Source organism: Luteimonas sp. MC1825 (genome assembly GCF_014764385.1).
GTDB lineage: Bacteria > Pseudomonadota > Gammaproteobacteria > Xanthomonadales > Xanthomonadaceae > Luteimonas.
The window spans coordinates 241,046-259,023 of record NZ_CP061714.1; the positions used below are offsets into that span (position 1 = coordinate 241,046).

The following is a 17,978-nucleotide window of genomic DNA, read 5'->3' on the forward strand; positions in this document are numbered from 1 at the left end:
ACGATGTCCGAGAACGAACCGAACAAGGCGCGCGTGCTGCTGGCGCACTCCAGGCCGTGGCTGCCGGCGGCCGCCGTTGTGCTGGTGCTGGTCGCGCTGTGGCTGGCGTGGGCGGGCTGGCGGCAGACGGTGGACGATGGTCGCCGCAGCGCGCTGTCCAGCAACCGCGACACCGCGGTGCAGCTCACCGCACGCACGCTCAAGGGCGAGCTGGAACGGTTGGACGAACGCATGGCCTCGGCGCCCGTGCAGGCGGCGCTGGCCGCCGGTGACCTGCGCGCGGCCGGTACCGCGCTTGGTCGCGACTGGCCGCATGTCGAACATGCCGAAGTGCTGCCAACCGATCTCGTCGAACCCTATGCCGGACTGGCGCAGGGTGGGTACGGTCGCGTCGCGGTGGCCGAGGCGGCGCTGACCGAAGGCGCGTCGGTGTTGTGGATCGTGCGCGACGGCGACGCCGCCCGCGTGGCGCTCGGCGCGCCGGCGCGTGTCGGCGATGACGTGGTCGGCGTGGCCTACGTGCGGCTGCCGCTGGCGCGTGCCACCGCCGGCCTGGAGTCGGTGGAGGTGCCGTCGTCGACGTACCTGGCCCTGCGCCAGGGCGGCTTCAACCTGGTCGAGCGTGGCGATGCCGCCTATGCGGACGCCGCCGAACGCATGGCGGTCCCCGTGCCCGGCACCGGCCTGCGCATCGCGGCCGGGCTGCCGCCACCGGCGACCACGCCGTTCGGCCTGTCGGCGATCCCGGCGTTCGTGGTCGCCACGTTGATGCTGCTGCTGGCCTACCTGACCTGGCGCCTGCCGGCGCGCATCGGCGATCCGCGCGTGGTCGACCATGGCGATGCGCCGACGCTGGAGCAGGCGCTGGTGGCCGAACCGGGCAGCGTCGATGGCGAGGGCCACGGCGCGGACGGCGTACGCATTGCGGTGCGCGACGCGCCGAAGCCGGCGCCGGTGATGATCGACCCGGGCATCTTCCGCGCCTACGACATCCGCGGCATCGTCGGCCAGTCGCTGGATGTCGGCGTGGCCGAGCTAATCGGCCATTCGATCGGTTCCCTGATGCACGACAAGGGCCTGAAGGACATCGTGATCGGCCGTGACGGCCGCCTGTCCGGGCCCGACATGGTCGCCGGCCTGACCGCCGGATTGCGCAAGGCGGGCCGCGAGGTGATCGACATCGGCATGGCGCCGACGCCGGTGGTGTACTTCGGCGCCTACCACCTGCGCACGGGGTGCTGCGTGTCGGTCACCGGCAGCCACAACCCGCCGGACTACAACGGCTTCAAGATCGTGATCGGCGGCGAGACCCTGTACGGCGACGCCATCACCGACCTCCATGCGCGCATCGCCGACGACCGCCTGCACACCGCGGCGCAGCCCGGCGGCGTGACCGAGCGCGACATCGCCGACGACTACGTCGAGCGCATCGCGTCCGACGTGCAGGTGGACCGCCCGATCAAGGTGGTGGTAGATGCCGGCAACGGCGTGGCCGGCGAGATCGGCCCGCGCGTGCTCGAGGCGATCGGCGCCACGGTCGAGCCGCTGTACTGCGAGATCGACGGCACCTTCCCCAACCACCATCCGGATCCGAGCGAGCCGCACAACCTGGTCGACCTGATCGACATGGTGAAGCGCTTCGACGCGGACCTCGGCATCGCCTTCGACGGCGACGGCGACCGCCTGGGCGTGGTGACGCGCGAGGGCGACAACATCTTCGCCGACCGCCTGCTGATGCTGTTCGCCGCCGACGTGCTGGAGCGCAACCCGGGCGCGGTGATCGTGTACGACGTGAAGTGCACGGGCCGCCTGCAGAGCCACATCCTGCGCCACGGCGGCAGCCCGCTGATGTGGAAGACCGGGCATTCGCTGATCAAGGCGAAAATGCGCGAGACCGAGGCCGAGCTTGCCGGCGAGATGAGCGGGCACTTCTTCTTCGGCGAGCGCTGGTACGGCTTCGACGACGGCATCTACGCCGCCGCGCGCCTGCTCGAGATCCTGGCCGCGCGCCCGGAGTCGCCGAGCGAGGTGCTCAACGCGCTGCCGACCGGCATCGCCACGGCCGAGATCAAGGTCGACGCGCCGAATGGCGATCCGCACGCGTTCGTCGAGCGCTTCGTGGCCGAGGCGCGGTTCGAGGGCGGGGCGCGGCCCTCGACCATCGACGGCCTGCGCGTCGACTGGGCGGACGGCTGGGGCCTGGTGCGCGCCTCCAACACCACGCCGGTGCTGGTGCTGCGCTTCGACGCCGACAGCGAGGAGGCCCTGCACCGCATCCGCGAGGACTTCCGTGCGCAGCTGCTGGCGATCGACCCGGACCTGCCGCTTCCGTTCTGATCAACCGCCCTTCATCGCCCGGTAGCGGCCGAGCGCGTCGTCGAGGTCGCTGCCCAGCGACGCGCGGTCGGCCAGCTGCTTCACCTGGGTGGCCTGCTGGCGCAGCAGGTCGGCGTGCTGGGTCTGGATGCTGTCGGCCAGCACCTTGCCCACGGGCTTGGCGTGCAGCTCGAGTTCGGCGGCCTGGCGGAGCAGGTTGAGCAGGCTCTGGCGCAGGTTGGTCATGCCCAGCTGCGAGGTCTTCAGCGCCTCCTCCACCAGGATGATGCGCTCGCCGTAGGCGCGGCGCAGGTCGTCTTCGGTGGCGTAGGACTCCACCATGGCGAGGTCGCGACGCTGGCGCGCGGCCTCGGCCTCGGCGTCATCGGCCGCCTGGCGGGCAGCGGCGGCGGCGGCGGCGCGTTCGTCGGGTTCGAGCGCACGCGGCACGGCGCCGGTGCGCAGGCCGCTGCGGGCATTGATCTCGGTGCGGGCGCGGTCGACGGCGCTGGCCGGCAGCGTGTCGCCGCAGACCTGCACGCCGCCTTCGTCCCAGCAGTAGAGCTTCTTGTCGGTGCCCGTGGGCGCCGCCTTCTGCGCGGCAGCCGCCAGCGGCAGCAGCGCGAGCAGCGCGGCGGCAAGGCATGTCGTCGTGGTCTTCATCGTGTCCGTCCCCCCGGTCGGCCGAATCAGGTGGTCGCGCTGCCGTAGCGCGCGCGGTAGGCCAGCAGGCGCCCGCGTTCGGCTGACAGTTTCGCGTTTTCGCCGGTGAACGCAAGCAGGTCGGCGAAGCCGGCGATGGCGACCACGGGCACACTTTCGTTGGCGGCGACCAGCTCCGCCGCCGAACGCCGGTCGCCGGATTCGTCCAGCACTTCCTGGCGGTCCAGCGCGATGGCCACGCCCACCGGCGTGCCGCCACCGGCGCGGATCAGCGCCAGCGCCTCGCGCACCGCGGTACCCGCGGTGAGTACGTCGTCGACCACCAGCACGCGCCTTCCATCGAGCGCCGCGCCGACCAGGGTGCCGCCTTCGCCGTGGTCCTTGGCTTCCTTGCGGTTGTAGGCCAGCGGCAGGTCGCGGCCGCGGCGCGCGTACTCGCACGCCAGCGCGGTGGCCAGCGGGATGCCCTTGTACGCCGGGCCAAACAGCAGGTCGAAGTCGATCCCCGCGGCGTCGATGGCATCGGCGTAGCAGCCGGCCAGCGTCGCCAGCGCCGCGCCGCTGTCAAAGCGCCCGGCGTTGAAGAAATACGGGCTTGTCCGCCCCGACTTCAGCGTGAACCCGCCGAAGCGGAGCGCTTCGGCGTCGAGCGCCAGCTGCAGGAACCGGGAGCGGTGGTCTGACATGGCGTGGCGGCTGCGATCGCGACAGGACCGCCATGGTAACAACCCGCACCGCGCCGACGACGCGGCCGACGGTGCGCTAACCTTGCGCGGCGGCGGGCCTGGTCCCGCCGCATCCGTCATCCGCACCGGCACTCCATGCGCATCATCAGTTTCAACGCCAACGGCCTGCGTTCGGCCGCCAGGAAAGGCTTCTTCGACTGGTTCGCCGCACAGGACGCCGACGTCCTCTGCGTGCAGGAGACCAAGGCCCAGGAGCACCAGCTCGCCGGGCCGGAGTTCCTGCCGCCCGGCTACAAGGCCTGGTTCCGCGACGCGACCACGAAGAAGGGCTACAGCGGCGTGGCCATCTACAGCCGCCAGGAGCCCGACGAGGTGCGCACCGCGCTGGGCTGGGCGCCGTTCGACGACGAAGGCCGCTACATCGAGGCGCGCTTCGGCAACCTCAGCGTGGTGTCGTTCTACATCCCGTCGGGGTCGTCGGGTGAGCTGCGCCAGGGCTTCAAGTTCGAGGTCATGGACTGGCTCAAGCCGATCCTCGACGGCTGGCTGGCCAGTGGCCGCGACTACGTGCTGTGCGGCGACTGGAACATCGTGCGCAGCCGCAACGACATCAGGAACTGGACCAGCAACCAGAAGAACTCCGGATGCACGCCGCCGGAGCGTGCCTGGCTCAACGGACTGGTTGCCGACGCCTGCGGCGACGGCCTGTGCGAGGCACCGGTGGACGGCTGGCGCGATGCGCTGCGCGTGTTGCGCCCGGCTGACGCCGAATACACCTGGTGGAGCAACCGCGGCGCCGCGCGCGCCAACAATGTCGGCTGGCGCATCGACTACCAGTTCGTCACGCCAGCACTGGCCGAGCGCGTGCTCGCCTGCAGCGTGCACCCCGAGCCGCGCTTCTCCGATCATGCACCACTGATCGTGGACTACCGCGCATGAGCACCGCCGCCGCGGAAACCCCGGCCGGGCGTCCGGCCAAGCCGTCGATCTGGCGCGCGTTCGCGCAGCCGTCGGCGTGGACGCTGTTCTTCTTCGGCTTCGCCTCGGGACTGCCGTTCCTGCTGGTGGCCGGCACGCTCGCGTACTGGTTGCGCGAAGGCGGCATCGAACTGCGCGAGATCACCATGATCGCCAGCGCCGGCATGGCGTACTCGTTCAAGTTCCTGTGGGCGCCGCTGGTCGACCGCTGGCGGCTGCCGCTGCTTGGCCGCCTGGGCCAGCGCCGCGGCTGGCTGCTGCTGGCGATGCTGCTGGTGATGGTGGGCCTGGTGGCGATGTCGGTGTTCACCCCCGAGCGCCTCGCGCCGTTCGTGGCGCTGACCCTTGCGGTGGCGGTGGCGGGCGCCACGCTCGACATCGCGGTGGACGCCTATCGCGTCGAGATCGCGCCGCCGTCGCAGCAGGGCGCGCTGGTGGCGACCTATTCGCTCGGCTACCGGATCGCGCTGATCGTCACCGGTGCGCTGGCGCTGGTGCTGGCCGACCATACCATCTGGCCCAACGTGTACCGCGCGATGGCCGCCTGCATGCTGCTGCCGGTGGTGGCCTGCCTGCTCGCGCCCGAACCCGAAGTGCTGCGTGCACGCACGCGTGGCTGGGCCGCGGGCCTGCGCGAGGGCGTGGTGGAGCCGTTCGCGGATTTCTTCCGCCGCTTCGGCGGCCGCATCGGCGTGGTGCTGCTGCTCTTCATCCTGTCGATGAAGATCTCCGACCAGGCGCTGATCGGCGGCATCATTGGGCCGTTCTACCTCGACCAGGGCTTCAGCAAGACCGAGATCGCCGCGGTCACCAAGGTCTACGGCATCTGGATCGGCATCGTCGGCGTGTTCCTCGGTGGCGTGGCCGTGGCGCGCTGGGGCGTGCAGTGGCCGCTGCTGGTGGCGATTGTGCTCGGCGCGGCCAGCAACCTGCTGTACCTGGCACTGATCGGCGCCAACGGCGACATCGGCCTGCTCACCCTGGTGATCTCCGGCGAGAACCTGGCGCAGGGTTTCCTGGGCACCGCGGCGGTGGCGTACCTGTCGGCGCTGGTCAACCAGCGCTACACCGCCACCCAGTACGCGCTGTTCTCGTCGTTGATCATGCTGCCCGGCAAGGTGCTGGGCTTCTATTCGGGCGCGATCGTCGAGGCCAGCGACGGCTATGGCGCGTACTTCGTGCTGTCGGCGGTGCTGGCGCTGCCGGCGGTGGGGCTGTTCTTCTGGCTGCGCCGGCGCGTGCCGCTGGCGGCGGCTGACGACCCGGCCGCAGCCGACGCCGCTGCGCCGTGAGCCGCCGCGTGGCCGCCGCTTGCGGCGGTCGGCGCAAGCGCGTATCACAGGGGCGCCGCGCACGGGCGCAGGCCGCAGGACCCAGGCCATGAACGACATCGTGCTCAAGGACATCGACGAGATCCTCCTCGACCGGATCGGCCGCGTCGCCGACCGCCGTGGCTGGACCCTGTCGCGCACCCTGCTGCACCTGCTGGAGCAGGGGCTGTTCGCGATCGAAGGCGACGGCAAGCTGTCCTTCGACAACTCCGAGGCCGACGTGCTGCAGGAGGCGATCGCCGCGCTCGAGGGCGTGCCCGACGGGGTGTATTCGCTGATCGGGCAGCTGCCGGCGGACGGCGGCGGGCAGGTGCCGGACCCGGGGCGGGGCGGCTAGCCGGGGCGCACGGCCTTCCGGAACCGGGCGGCACGCGCGGGGCGCTTCGCTACACTCGCTGCACAGGGGATGGCGCGACGGTCCTGCACCCGCAGGTGCCGGCGGCATGCCCCGCCGGGGAACGCGAATGGCGACTGTCAGGCAGGGGGCGCGCCGCGTCCCGCGTGGATTCCGGCAACACGGCATGCGCGTGCTCCTTGGGTGTCTCCTGGCAGCGGTGTCGGCCGGAGCGTCCGCGTCGACCTGCGCCGACATCGAGGCCGAGGCGCTGGTGGTGGCGGAAGCCCGTGACTCCGATCCCGCGCAGGGTGTCGCACGCGGCCAGGCGCTGCTGGCCGACGCGCGCGCCATGTCGCCGCCGTGTCCCGCCGGCGAGGCCATGCTGCTCGGCGGCATCGCGAGCAACCTGCACATCCTCGGGCGCAACCACGACGCCGTCCGCGACTACGGGCAGGCGATCGCGCTGCTTGGCAGCGGGACGCCGGCGCAGGTTGCGTTCCTGCATCGCGGGCTTGCCGTGGCGCTGGTGGAACTGGAGTCCTACGAGCCGGCGCTCGAGCATGCCCTGATCGCGCTCGGAGCCAGCGACGGCGCAGGCGACACGGTCGGCTCGGCCAAGACCGCCGGCAACATCGGCAACCTCTACAACAGCATTGGCGAGCTGGAGCTGGCGCGCGATTACCACGGCCGATCGCTGGCTGGATTCGAGTCCACCGGCTTCAAGCCGGGGATCGCCGGCGCCCTGGTCAACCTCGGGTCGGTTGCGGCCAAGGCGGGGCAGAAGGCGCTGGAGGCGAACGCCGCGGACAGCGCCCGCGAGCAGCACCTGCTGCTGCGCGGCTACAACGAGCGCGCGCGCGGGATCTTCGCCGAGCTGGGAAACCTGCGCGGGGTGGCGTACGCGGACAGCAACATCGGCCTTGCGCTCGACCGGCTTGGCCAGCCGAAGGCCGCCTTGTCCCACCACAGCGATTCGCTCGCGGCACGCCGCAAGCTGGGAGACCTGTACGGCACCATCAATTCGCTGCTCAGCATCGCGTCGGCGCAGGCCCACCTCGGTCGCGGCGACGCGGCGGCTGCCACGCTCGACGAGGTCGAAGCGCTGATCCCCGGGGACGCCTTCAACCTGAAGCAGGACGTCGCCGCGCAGCGTGTCCTGCTCACCGAAGCGCGCGGCGACTATCGCGCTGCCCTGGCGGCGCAGCGTGAGTACAGCCGCCTGGCCGCGCTCGCAGCCGACGCCGACCAGCGCAGCGCCATCGCTGCATTGCAGGACCGTTTCGACGGCGCCCAGGCGGCGCGCGAAATCGAATCCCTGCGCAGCGCTGCCGAGGTGTCCGCGCTCCAGCTGCGCCGCCAGCGCCAGGTGAGCCACCTCGGCATCCTGGCCGCCGTGCTCGCGACGGGGCTGTTGCTGGTGTTGTGGAGCCGGTTGCGGATCGGCATCTCCAGTGCACGCAAGCTCTCGGTCGCCGCGCGCACCGACCACCTGACGGCATTGCCGAACCGTCGCCACCTGCTGGAGCTGATGCAGCTCGAGGTGCACCGGGTGGAGCGCGGAGGCAGCACGTTCTGCCTGGTGATGGCCGACCTCGACGACTTCAAGGCCATCAACGACCGCCACGGCCATGACGCCGGCGATACGGTGCTGCGCGAGGTCGCGCGCAGGCTGCGCGACGCGGTCCGCAAGCAGGACTCGGTGGCGCGCTGGGGCGGCGAGGAGTTCCTGCTGCTGTTGCCGGCATCGCGCGCGGCTGGCGCGGCATCATTGGCGGACAAGCTCCGCCGGCGCGTGTCGTCGGAGCCGATCCTGGTCGGCCCGCAGGGCACGCCGGTCTCGATCACGCTCACCATGGGCTACAGCGAGTACCGCCCCGGAACCCCGCTCGACGACTGCATCAAGGCGGCGGATACCGCGTTGTTCGAGGGCAAGCGCGAAGGCAAGGACCGGGTGATGGCATCGCCGGCCGTCGGCGGGGACCCGGCCAGCGGCGCGGCGTTGCCGGTCGCCGAAACAGCGGCTTAGCCGCGTGTCGCCGACGCAGCCTGCGCTCAGGCGCGGTGGATCGCGCCGAGGATCCGCGGCCCCGCCGCGCCGGTGACGCTGGCGAGGTTGCCGGGGCGCCCGGCGAGCGTCTCGCGCGCCAGCCAGGCGAAGGCCATGGCTTCGATGGCGTCCGGGTCCAGCCCGTACGCCGCGGTGGTTTCCACGCGCATGTCGGGCAGCGCCGCCGCCAGCGCGGCCATCAGCGCCGCGTTGTGCACGCCGCCGCCGCAGGCGATCACGCGCGCGGTGCCGGGCTGCTGGCTGCGCAGGGCGTCGGCCACGGTGCGCGCGGTCAGCGCGAGCAGGGTGGCCTGCACGTCGGCCGGCGCGGTGCCTGTCGCGAGTCGTGCCTCGACCCAGCCGAGATGGAACTGGTCGCGCCCGGTTGACTTGGGCGGCGCCAGCGCGAACCACGGCTCGGCCAGCAGCCGCGCAAGCAGCGCGTCGTCGACGCGGCCGCTGGCGGCGAACGCGCCGTCGCGGTCGTAGGCCTCACTGCGGTGGCGCAGGCACCAGGCGTCCATCAGGCCGTTGGCCGGGCCGGTGTCGAAGCCGCGCACCGCGCCGCTGGCCGGCAGCAGCGTGAGGTTGGCGATGCCGCCCAGGTTGAGCACCGCGCGCGACTCGTCGGCCGAGTGCAGCAGCGCCGCGTGGAGTGCCGGCACCAGCGGCGCGCCATGGCCGCCCGCCGCCACGTCGCGGCGGCGGAAATCGGCGACCGTGGTAATGCCGGTGCGTTCGGCGATCGTGGCCGCGCAGCCCAGTTGCAGGGTGAAGGGCAGTGCGCCGTGCGGGCGGTGGCGCAGGGTCTGGCCATGCGAACCGATCGCGGCGACTTCGGCGTGGTCGATGCCGGCATCGGCCAGCGCCTGCAGCGCGGCGGTGGCGAACGCCTGGCCGATGGCGGTGTCGAGTTCGCCGATGGCGTCGAGCGACAGCAGCGCGTCCTGCTGGCCCAGCGCGACCAGGCGCGCGCGCAGCGCGGGCTCCCAGGCGTAGGTGCGGGCGAAGCGCAGTCGCGGCGGTGCCGCGGCGGTGTCGTCGGCGAAATCGACCAGCGCCGCGTCGATGCCGTCGGCACTGGTGCCCGAGATCAGGCCAAGGTGGCAGCGGGGGGTCGACATGCGTGGCGGGCCCGCCGGACGGCGGGCCGGGTGGCAGGGCTCAGCCCTTGCCCCGGCCCGCGATGGCGGGCGTGGCGTGGGCGGCCAGGTGCTGGTCGTCGGCGGTGGCCGGGACCTGCGCGTAGATGATGTCCTCGACCGTGCGGATGCGCGCCAGGGCGGGACCGGTCTGGGCCCGGAAGGCGACCAGCGCGGACCCCTTGAGCGGCTCCGGCTCGGGCATCGTGTGCTGCAGCGGGTTGCGGTGCACGCCGTTGATGCGGAATTCGTAGTGCAGGTGCGGCCCGGTGGACAGGCCGGTGCTGCCGACGCGGCCGATCACCGTGCCCTGGCTGACGCGCTGGCCCTTCTTGATGTTGCCGAACGACGACATGTGCGCATACAGCGTGGTGTAGCCGCGGCCATGGTCGAGCACCACGGTGCGTCCGTAGCCGCCCTGCCAGCCCATCGACTGCACGCGGGCGTCGCCGGCGGCCATGATCGGGGTGCCGGTGCTGGCCGCGTAGTCGACGCCCTTGTGCTGGCGGACCTTGCCGGCGATCGGGTGGCGGCGCGAGCCGAACTTCGAGGTCAGCCGCGCATACGCGATGGGCATGCGGATGAAGCTCTTCTTCAGCGGCCGGCCTTCGCCGTTGTAGTAGTCGACCTTGCCGCCCTGTTCGAAGCGGAAGGCGGTGAACGTCTTGCCCTTGGCGGTGAACACCGCGGCCTGCACGTCGCCGGTGCGGATCAGCTCGCCGTCACGGTAGACCTGCTCGACGACCACGCTGAAGCGGTCGTTCTGCGTGACGTCGGAGGTGAAGTCGATGTCGTACTTGAAGACGTCGTCGGTCAGCTTGTTGATGCTGGCGCCCGACAGGCCGAGCTTGCGCGCCGAATGGAACAGCGACTTGCCGACCTTGCCGCTGATCACCGCGGTGCGGATCTCGACCGGACGCTCGATGACCTTCTCGACCACCTTGTCACCGGCCAGCGCCAGTTCGATGCGCTGGGTCTCGCCGCGGTCGTAGCGCAGCGTGCGCAGGCTGGACGGCTTGCCGTCGGCATCGGCCGGCGCGAATTCGAACCCGAGTTCCATGCCCGGCTTTAGGCGCGTCAGCGCCTGGCGCGCGCCCGGGTGTTCCAGCAGGCGGTGCATGGCGGAGGCGGGCACGCCCATGCGCTCGAAGATCGCGCCCAGCGTTTCACCCTTGCCGACCACGGCCAGCTGCCAGTCCGACGTGGCCGCCTGCGGCTGCACCGGCCTGGCCAGCACCGGAAGCGACAGTGACATGGTGGTCAGGGACGTGGCACTGGGCGCATTCAACGCAGTCGAGATGCCCGGCACCAGCGCGATCATGAGCGCGCCCGCGGTGGCCAGAAGGCTGGAATGCGCCCACTGGCGGCGCGTCCAGCGGCGGTTTCCGGCATTGTCGGCGGGGCCTGAAAGTCCGGCAGCGGACGAGGCGATCGCCTGGCGCGCTACTTCGCGCAGGTTGCCGAGACGGACACGGCGGTGGTGCTGCCGTGAATCGGAGGATTCGGGCAATGTCATCGAATCGGACTCCCGGCCCGCGTGACGAACGCGTCACCGGGGCAAGATAATCACGCGAAGAGGATGCGTCAAATGCTTGATGCATCAGGACTTTCCGTCAGCGTATGATTTAACCGAGCGTTAACAAGTTTTCACATACGGCGTCACGTTTTTGAATGCGCGACGCCCTGAATGGACCAGATACCGTGCCCCAGACCCCCCAGCAGCAGGCCCTAGACCTCATCACCCGCGGCGCCGACGAGGTGCTCAAGCACGACGAACTCGCCGCGCGCCTCGCGCTGGGGCGGCCGCTGCGCATCAAGGCCGGCTTCGACCCGACCGCGCCCGACCTGCACATCGGCCACACCGTGCTGCTCAACAAGATGCGCCAGTTCCAGGACCTCGGGCACACCGTGATTTTCCTGATCGGCGACTTCACCGGGATGATCGGCGACCCGTCGGGCAAGAGCGCCACGCGCAGGCCGCTGACCCGCGAGGACGTGGAGGCCAACGCGCGCACCTACGCCGACCAGGTGTTCAAGGTGCTCGACCGCGAGCGCACCGAGCTGCGCTTCAACAGCGAATGGTTCGGTGAAATGGGCGCGGCCGACATGATCCGCCTGGCCGGGCAGCTGACGGTGGCGCGCATGCTGGAGCGCGACGACTTCGCCAAGCGCTATGGCGCGCAGCAGCCGATCGCGATCCACGAGTTCCTCTACCCGCTGGTGCAGGGCTACGACTCGGTGGCGCTGAAGGCCGACGTGGAGCTGGGCGGCACCGACCAGAAGTTCAACCTGCTGATGGGCCGCGGGCTGCAGGAGCATTTCGGGCAGGCGCCGCAGGTGGTGCTGACCATGCCACTGCTCGAGGGCCTGGACGGCGTCAACAAGATGTCCAAGTCGCTGGGCAACTACATCGGCATCGCCGAGCCGGCGATCGACATCGTCAACAAGACCATGAAGGTCGGCGACGCGCTGATGTGGAAGTGGATCGAGCTGCTGTCGTTCGATATCGGCGCGGCGGAAGCCACCGTGCTGCGCGCTGACGTCGAAGGCGGCGCGCTCAACCCGCGCGACGTCAAGCTGCGCCTCGCGCGCGAGCTGGCCACGCGTTTCCACGATGCCGCCGCGGCCGAGACCGCGATCGCCGGCTGGCACGCCGCGGTGACCGGCCAGGGCGACACCTCGCTGCTGCCGCTGCAGCACGTCGCGGTGCCGGCCGAGGGCTTGCGCATCGCCGCGCTGCTCACCGCCGCGGGCATCACCGCCAGCAATTCCGAGGCCAGCCGCAAGCTCAAGGAGCGCGCGGTGAAGGTGGACGGTGCGGTGGTGGAGGATGCCGGCGCCAGCTTCCGGCCCGGCTTCGAGGGCGTTCTGCAGGTCGGCAAGCGCAACTTCGCGCGGGTGCGGCTGGTGGTGGCCGGCTGAGCCGACGCGGCCGCGGCGCTTCGCCCGCCGCGGCGCACACCCGCAAATGACGACGGCGCCCGAGGGCGCCGTCGTGCATTCAACGCCTGTGCGTGGCGTCAGTCGGCGCGCATCGCATCGCGCGCGGCCTTGAACGCGTTGCCTTCGTACCAGGCCGGCCAGCTGCCGTCGTCGGCCAGGGTGCGGCCAACGCCGTACAGCGCCTCAAGGTCCTGGATCACGCCGTCGAGGTTCCAGCCCGGATCGAATTCATCGCCGGGCTTGTGGTACGCGACTTCGTTGTAGGTCTTGGCAAGCGCCGCGCCGGCGTCCTTGCCGCCCTGCACCAGGTCGTCGCCACCCTTGGCGTACAGCGCCGGCACGCCGGCCTTGGCGTAGTTGAAATGATCGGAGCGGAAGTAGAAACCGCCGGCCGGGTTGCCCTCGAGCACCTGGGTGCGCTGCTGCGCATCGGTGTAGGTCTTCAGCACGTCTTCCAGCTGCGAGCTGCCTTTGCCCACCACCACCATGTCGTGCGCCGGGCCGGCCACGCTCATGGCATCGAGGTTGATCACGCCCACGGTCTTGGCCAGCGGGAACACCGGGTGCGCGACCTGGTACTTGGAACCCAGCAGGCCCGATTCCTCCAGCGTCACGGCGATGAAGGCCACCGAGCGCTTCGGCTGGCCGTCGGCCTTGAACTTCTCCGCGATCTCGATGATGCCGGCCACGCCCGTGGCGTTGTCGACGGCACCGTTGTAGATCTGGTCGCCCTCGCCCTCGTGCTTGCCGAGGTGGTCCCAGTGGGCGATGTAGGCGATCGCCTCGTCCGGCTTTTCGCTGCCGCGCAGGATGCCCACCACGTTGCGCGACGACTTCTCGCTGGAGGTGCTGGCCAGGTCGAACGACACGCGCGCATCGAGCGGCACCGCCTTGAAGCCCGGCTTGCTGGCCGCGGCATACAGCGCCTTGAGGTCCTGGCCGGCGTCGGCGAACAGCGTGGTCGCGGCTTCGGCGCTCAGCCAGCCCTGCGCCGGCAGGCGCGGCTCCGGATCGTCCGACGCACGCAGGTCGAACTGCGGGCCGGACCAGGAGTTCTTCACCACGTCCCAGCCGTAGGACGCGCCGGCGGTGTCGTGGATGATCAGCGCGGCGGCGGCGCCCTTGCGCGCGGCTTCCTCGAACTTGTAGGTCCAGCGCCCGTAATAGGTCATGCGCTCGCCTTCGAACAGCGCCGCGTCCTTGGCGTGGAAGCCCGGGTCGTTGACCAGGATGACCACCGTCTTGCCCTTGACGTCGAGGCCGGCGTAATCGTTCCAGCCGAGTTCCGGCGCATCCACGCCGTAACCCACGAACACCAGGTCGCTGTTGCTGACCGAGACCTTCGGCTCGCCGGTGCGGGTGCCGATCACCATGTCGGTGCCGAACGTGAGCTCGGAGGGCTTTCCGGCCACGTCCATGCGCAGCACGGTGGATTCGTCGGCGGTGGTTTCCACCATCGGCACGGTCTGGAAGAAGCTGCCGTTGTCGCCGCCCGGCTCGAGGCCGATGCGCTCGTACTGTGCCTTGATGTACTCGACGGTCATCTCGCCGCCGGGCGAGCCCGGGGCGCGGCCCTCGAATGCGTCGGAGGCCATCGTCTTCACCATTTCGGCGAAATCGTCCTTGCTCAGCTCACCGCTGAAGGCATGCGTGGCAGCGGCCGTGGCGGGCACGGCGGCACCGGTGCCGGCGGCGGGTGCCGGGGCGCGGTCGCAGGCCGCGAGCGCGGCCGCGATGGCAAGGCAAAGCACGAGGGGTCTGGTTCGCATCATCGGGTTCCTGCGGGAGTTGACTCCCGATTCTATGCGTTCCGCCCCATTCGGGGGCCCGCGCCGCGGCTCAGTCGGGCTGGCGCGCCGGCGCCGTGGGCGTGGAGAACGGGATCGCGGTGGCACCGGTGATCGTGCCGATGCGCGCGGTGTCGTGCACGTACAGCTGCACCTCGCGCTCGAAGACCAGGTCGCCATCGATCACCACGCCCGGGCCGATGACGATGCGTTGCGCGCGCTGGCGCACCCGCACCGGCATCCAGTTGGCGGTGGGCTTGTGCACGCGCAGCTGGCCGCGGACGTGCGAGCCGACGCCGACGGTGACGTCACCGTTGACGGTCTCCACGTTGCCGGCCACCTCGGTCTGCACCAGGCCGAGCGCGCCGTTGACGTTTTCGACGTTGCCGCCGATCCGGCTGCCGCGTCCGGCGAAGACACTGCCGTTGACGGTTTCCACGTCGCCTTCGATGCGCACGCGCTCGCCGAGGCGGATGCTGCCGTTGACCGTCTCCAGGCTGCGCGCGCTGCCATCGTTGCCGACGTGGACGCTGCCGTTGACGGTGCCGGCGGCGCCAGCCTGCGCGTTCTCGCCAATGCGGATGCTGCCGTTGACGGTTTCCAGGTTGCCGCGGACCTCGCCGGCTGCGACCGAGATCGAGCCGTTGACCTTGTCGACGTCCTGGCGCGCATGGGCGGCACCCGCGGCGAAGGAGAGGGCGAGGATGGAGGCGAGGACGGTGGCGTGTCGATGCAGGCGCATGGCGGGGCTCGATGACGGGGCGGGTGCGGTGCCGCGACGGCGCCATGCGCGGCCGGACACTGCGAGGCGAGTCTGGCGGATGCGGCGCTACAATCGCATCTGTCCAACGTCACGGGGCCGATCGTCGTGCCTGAACCCGCAATGCCCGCCCGCCGCAAGCCCGTCGTGCTGCTGATCCTCGACGGATGGGGCCATCGCGACGACCCGCGCGACAACGCCGTGGCCCTCGCCGACGTCCCCAACTGGCGCCGCCTGTACGCGGCCGGGCCGCGCACGCTGGTGCATACCGAAGGCCGCCACGTCGGGCTGCCGGATGGCCAGATGGGCAATTCCGAGGTCGGGCACATGAACATCGGCGCCGGGCGGGTGGTCTACCAGGACCTGACCCGGGTCGATGCCGCGATCGCCGATGGCAGCTTCTTCGACAACGCCGGGTTGCGCGCCGCGTGTGCCACGGTCGCGCCCGGCGGCACGCTGCACGTCCTGGGCCTGCTGTCGCCGGGCGGCGTGCACAGCCACGAGCAGCACATCCTCGCGATGCTCGAGCTTGCCGCGCGCGCCGGCGTGGCCCGCGTCGCGGTGCATGCGTTCACCGACGGCCGCGACATGCCGCCGCGTTCGGCGGAACCAAGCCTGCGCGCGCTCCAGGCCGCCTGCGCGCGGCACGGCAATGCCCATGTCGCCAGTGTCAGCGGCCGCTATTTCGCGATGGACCGCGACCAGCGCTGGAAGCGCGTGCGCCAGGCCTGGGATGCGATCGTCGAGGCCAGCGCCGTGCATCGCGCACCCGATGTCGTGGCCGCGCTGGCCGCCGCCTACGCGCGCGGCGAAAACGACGAGTTCGTGCTGCCCACGGTGATCGACGGCGCCGCGCCGATGCGCGACGGCGACGCGGTGGTGTTCATGAACTTCCGCGCCGACCGTGCGCGGCAGCTCACGGCGGCGTTCGTGGCGCCGGCGTTCGAAGGTTTCCACGCGCGGCGCCCGGCGCTGGCGCGCTTCACCTGCCTGACGGAATACGACGCCAACCTGCCCGCGCCGCTGGCGTTCGCCCCGGACGATCTCGCCAACACGCTGGGCCAGGTGCTGGCCGACCACGGCCGCACCCAGCTGCGCATCGCCGAGACCGAGAAGTACGCGCACGTCACCTTCTTCTTCAACGGTGGCCGCGAGGCGCCGTTCCCGGGCGAGGAGCGCATCCTCGTGCCCAGCCCGCGGGTCGCGACCTATGACCTGCAGCCGGAGATGAGCTGTCCGGAAGTCACCGCGCGCCTGGTCGACGCCATCGCGGCGGGCCGCTTCGACGCGGTGGTGTGCAACTTCGCCAACCCGGACATGGTCGGCCACACCGGCGACCTGGCGGCGGCGATCAAGGCGGTCGAGGCGGTGGACCTGGCACTCGGTGAAGTGGTGGCGGCGGTTGCCGCGCAGGGCGGCGACCTGCTGGTCACCGCCGACCACGGCAACGTCGAGATGATGCGCGACCCGGAGACCGGGCAGCCGCACACCTCGCACACCGTGGGCCCGGTCGACCTGCTGTACGTCGGCAATCGAGCCGCGGCGCAGCTGCGCTCCGGCGGCGCGCTGCGCGACTTGGCGCCAACCATGCTCGACCTGCTGGGCGTGGCGAAGCCGGCGGAGATGACCGGCAGCAGCCTGCTGGCGTGATGCACATCGCGGCCATCCGCCTGCGGCCGGCCTCGGCCCTGCTGGCCCTGCTGCTGCTGGTGCTCGCAGCCGCAGCGCCGGCCGCGGCGCAGGACAGCCGTGACGCCCAGCGCCGGCTGGAAACCATCAAGCGCGAACTGCGCGACGTGGCCAGCGAGCGCCGCCGGCTCGAAGGCCAGCGCGGTGCCGCCAGCCGCGAACTGCGCAGCGCCGATGAACGCGTGGCGCGCGTGGGCCGCGAACTGCGCGAGACCGAAGCCGCGCTTGCGCGGCAGGAAGCCGCGCTGGCCACGCTGGTCGCAAGGCGCGACGCACTGGCCGGCACGCTGTCGGCACAGCGCAAGGAGCTTGCCGGGCTGCTGCGCGCGGCCTACACCGTGGAGCAGCATGCGCCGCTCAAGCTGCTGCTGGCGCAGGACGACGTGGCCGCCGCCAGCCGCAGCCTCGCCTATCACGGTTACCTGCAGCGCGGCCGCAGCGCGCGCATTGCCGCGCTGTCGGAGGAACTGGCCGGCCTGGACGCGGTGGAGCGCGCGATCGCCAGCGAACGCACCGCACTGGATGCCAGCCACGCCGCACAGCGCGCGCAGGTGGCGGCGCTGGAGCGCGAGCGCGCCAACCGTGCCGAATCGGTGGCCACGCTGGACACGCGCTACCGCGACCGCAGCGCCCGGGAGAAGGCGCTCGGCGCCGACGCCAAGTCGCTGGAACGCCTGCTGTCCCGGCTGCGCCAAGCCGCGCGCCGCGCCGAGGCCGAGCGGCGCGCCGCCGCCGCCGCGGCGGCCCGTGCCCGCGCGTCAAGCACCACGCCGGCTCCTGCCGGTTCGACCCGCAGCCCGGTGCCGTCCGCGCCGAAGGTCAGCGTGGCCCGCGCCGCGCCGGTAACCGTGGGCGGCCTGGGTTGGCCGCTGTCGGGCAGCCTGCTGGCCGGCTACGGCGGGCGCATGCCCGATGGCCGCAGCAGCTCGGGCGTGCTGATCGCCGCCGCCGCCGGCCGGCCGGTGACCGCGGTGGCCGACGGCACCGTGGTGTTTTCCGAATGGATGACCGGCTACGGGATGATCCTGATCGTCGACCACGGCAACGGCTACATGAGCCTGTACGCGCACAACGACGCGCTGTTGAAGGGCCCCGGCGACCGGGTCAAGCGCGGCGACGCGGTCGCCACCGTCGGCACCTCCGGCGGCCAGGGCCAGCCGGCGCTGTACTTCGAGCTGCGCCGCGACGGCAAGCCGGTCGATCCGACCAGCTGGCTGCAGAAGCGCTGAACGCCGGCGCGCGGGTGGGCGCATGATCGTCGCGAACCTGCGACGCTGCGCGTGGTCCCATTCCCGAATC

At 71.4% G+C, this 17,978-nt stretch carries 13 protein-coding genes and 1 pseudogene; 8 read left to right on the forward strand and 6 right to left on the reverse strand.

Annotated features, from left to right (window positions below; translation table 11 throughout):
• The first annotated feature begins 3 nt into the window (after positions 1-3).
• A complete protein-coding gene (locus tag IDM46_RS01110; RefSeq protein ID WP_185114580.1) occupies positions 4-2,337 on the forward strand; it encodes a phosphomannomutase/phosphoglucomutase in 2,334 nt (777 codons plus the stop codon).
• Here IDM46_RS01110 and IDM46_RS01115 read toward each other — a convergent pair whose 3' ends face one another.
• Positions 2,338-2,979 (reverse strand): hypothetical protein, encoded by a 642-nt coding sequence (locus IDM46_RS01115; RefSeq protein WP_185114581.1) that lies wholly within the window; start codon positions 2,977-2,979, stop codon positions 2,338-2,340.
• A 26-nt stretch (positions 2,980-3,005) separates the two neighbouring features.
• Positions 3,006-3,665, reverse strand: coding sequence for an orotate phosphoribosyltransferase (pyrE, locus tag IDM46_RS01120; RefSeq protein WP_182823337.1), 660 nt, complete (start codon positions 3,663-3,665; stop codon positions 3,006-3,008).
• A 135-nt stretch (positions 3,666-3,800) separates the two neighbouring features.
• Here pyrE and IDM46_RS01125 point away from each other — a divergent pair, with 135 nt between their 5' ends.
• The 4 genes and pseudogenes from IDM46_RS01125 (at position 3,801) to IDM46_RS01140 (ending at position 8,337) form a co-directional block, all read left to right on the forward strand.
• Positions 3,801-4,604: an exodeoxyribonuclease III gene (locus IDM46_RS01125; protein ID WP_182823335.1), complete on the forward strand. Its 804-nt coding sequence runs from the start codon at positions 3,801-3,803 to the stop codon at positions 4,602-4,604.
• Entirely contained in the window at positions 4,601-5,935 is a 1,335-nt protein-coding gene (locus IDM46_RS01130; protein WP_223877990.1) for an MFS transporter, read from the forward strand. The genes IDM46_RS01125 and IDM46_RS01130 overlap by 4 nt, the downstream gene beginning before the upstream one ends.
• Positions 5,936-6,023: 88 nt before the next feature.
• Positions 6,024-6,239, forward strand: a pseudogene (locus tag IDM46_RS01135) (hypothetical protein); the annotation flags it as partial.
• A 256-nt stretch (positions 6,240-6,495) separates the two neighbouring features.
• A complete protein-coding gene (locus IDM46_RS01140) occupies positions 6,496-8,337 on the forward strand; it encodes a GGDEF domain-containing protein (RefSeq protein ID WP_185114582.1) in 1,842 nt (613 codons plus the stop codon).
• A gap of 26 nt (positions 8,338-8,363) precedes the next feature.
• Here the strand turns inward: IDM46_RS01140 and IDM46_RS01145 are convergent, their stop codons facing one another.
• Positions 8,364-9,482, reverse strand: coding sequence for an anhydro-N-acetylmuramic acid kinase (locus IDM46_RS01145; protein WP_182823331.1), 1,119 nt, complete (start codon positions 9,480-9,482; stop codon positions 8,364-8,366).
• Positions 9,483-9,522: 40 nt separating this feature from the next.
• Positions 9,523-11,016: a peptidoglycan DD-metalloendopeptidase family protein gene (locus IDM46_RS01150; protein ID WP_182823329.1), complete on the reverse strand. Its 1,494-nt coding sequence runs from the start codon at positions 11,014-11,016 to the stop codon at positions 9,523-9,525.
• A gap of 185 nt (positions 11,017-11,201) precedes the next feature.
• Between IDM46_RS01150 and tyrS the strand changes: the two genes are divergently transcribed.
• Positions 11,202-12,422: a tyrosine--tRNA ligase gene (tyrS, locus tag IDM46_RS01155; RefSeq protein ID WP_223877991.1), complete on the forward strand. Its 1,221-nt coding sequence runs from the start codon at positions 11,202-11,204 to the stop codon at positions 12,420-12,422.
• Between the two features lie 98 nt (positions 12,423-12,520).
• On the opposite strand, the gene IDM46_RS01160 is transcribed toward tyrS, so the two are convergent.
• Together IDM46_RS01160 and IDM46_RS01165 are read right to left on the reverse strand one after the other, a co-directional pair.
• A complete protein-coding gene (locus IDM46_RS01160) occupies positions 12,521-14,212 on the reverse strand; it encodes a M28 family metallopeptidase (RefSeq protein ID WP_182823325.1) in 1,692 nt (563 codons plus the stop codon).
• Positions 14,213-14,282: 70 nt separating this feature from the next.
• Positions 14,283-14,972: a hypothetical protein gene (locus tag IDM46_RS01165; protein WP_185114583.1), complete on the reverse strand. Its 690-nt coding sequence runs from the start codon at positions 14,970-14,972 to the stop codon at positions 14,283-14,285.
• Positions 14,973-15,113: 141 nt separating this feature from the next.
• Here IDM46_RS01165 and gpmI point away from each other — a divergent pair, with 141 nt between their 5' ends.
• Together gpmI and IDM46_RS01175 are read left to right on the forward strand one after the other, a co-directional pair.
• Positions 15,114-16,640, forward strand: a complete 1,527-nt coding sequence (gene gpmI / locus IDM46_RS01170) for a 2,3-bisphosphoglycerate-independent phosphoglycerate mutase (protein WP_185114584.1) — start codon at positions 15,114-15,116, stop codon at positions 16,638-16,640.
• Entirely contained in the window at positions 16,640-17,908 is a 1,269-nt protein-coding gene (locus IDM46_RS01175; protein ID WP_185115216.1) for a peptidoglycan DD-metalloendopeptidase family protein, read from the forward strand. The genes gpmI and IDM46_RS01175 overlap by 1 nt, the downstream gene beginning before the upstream one ends.
• The last annotated feature ends 70 nt before the right edge of the window (positions 17,909-17,978 follow it).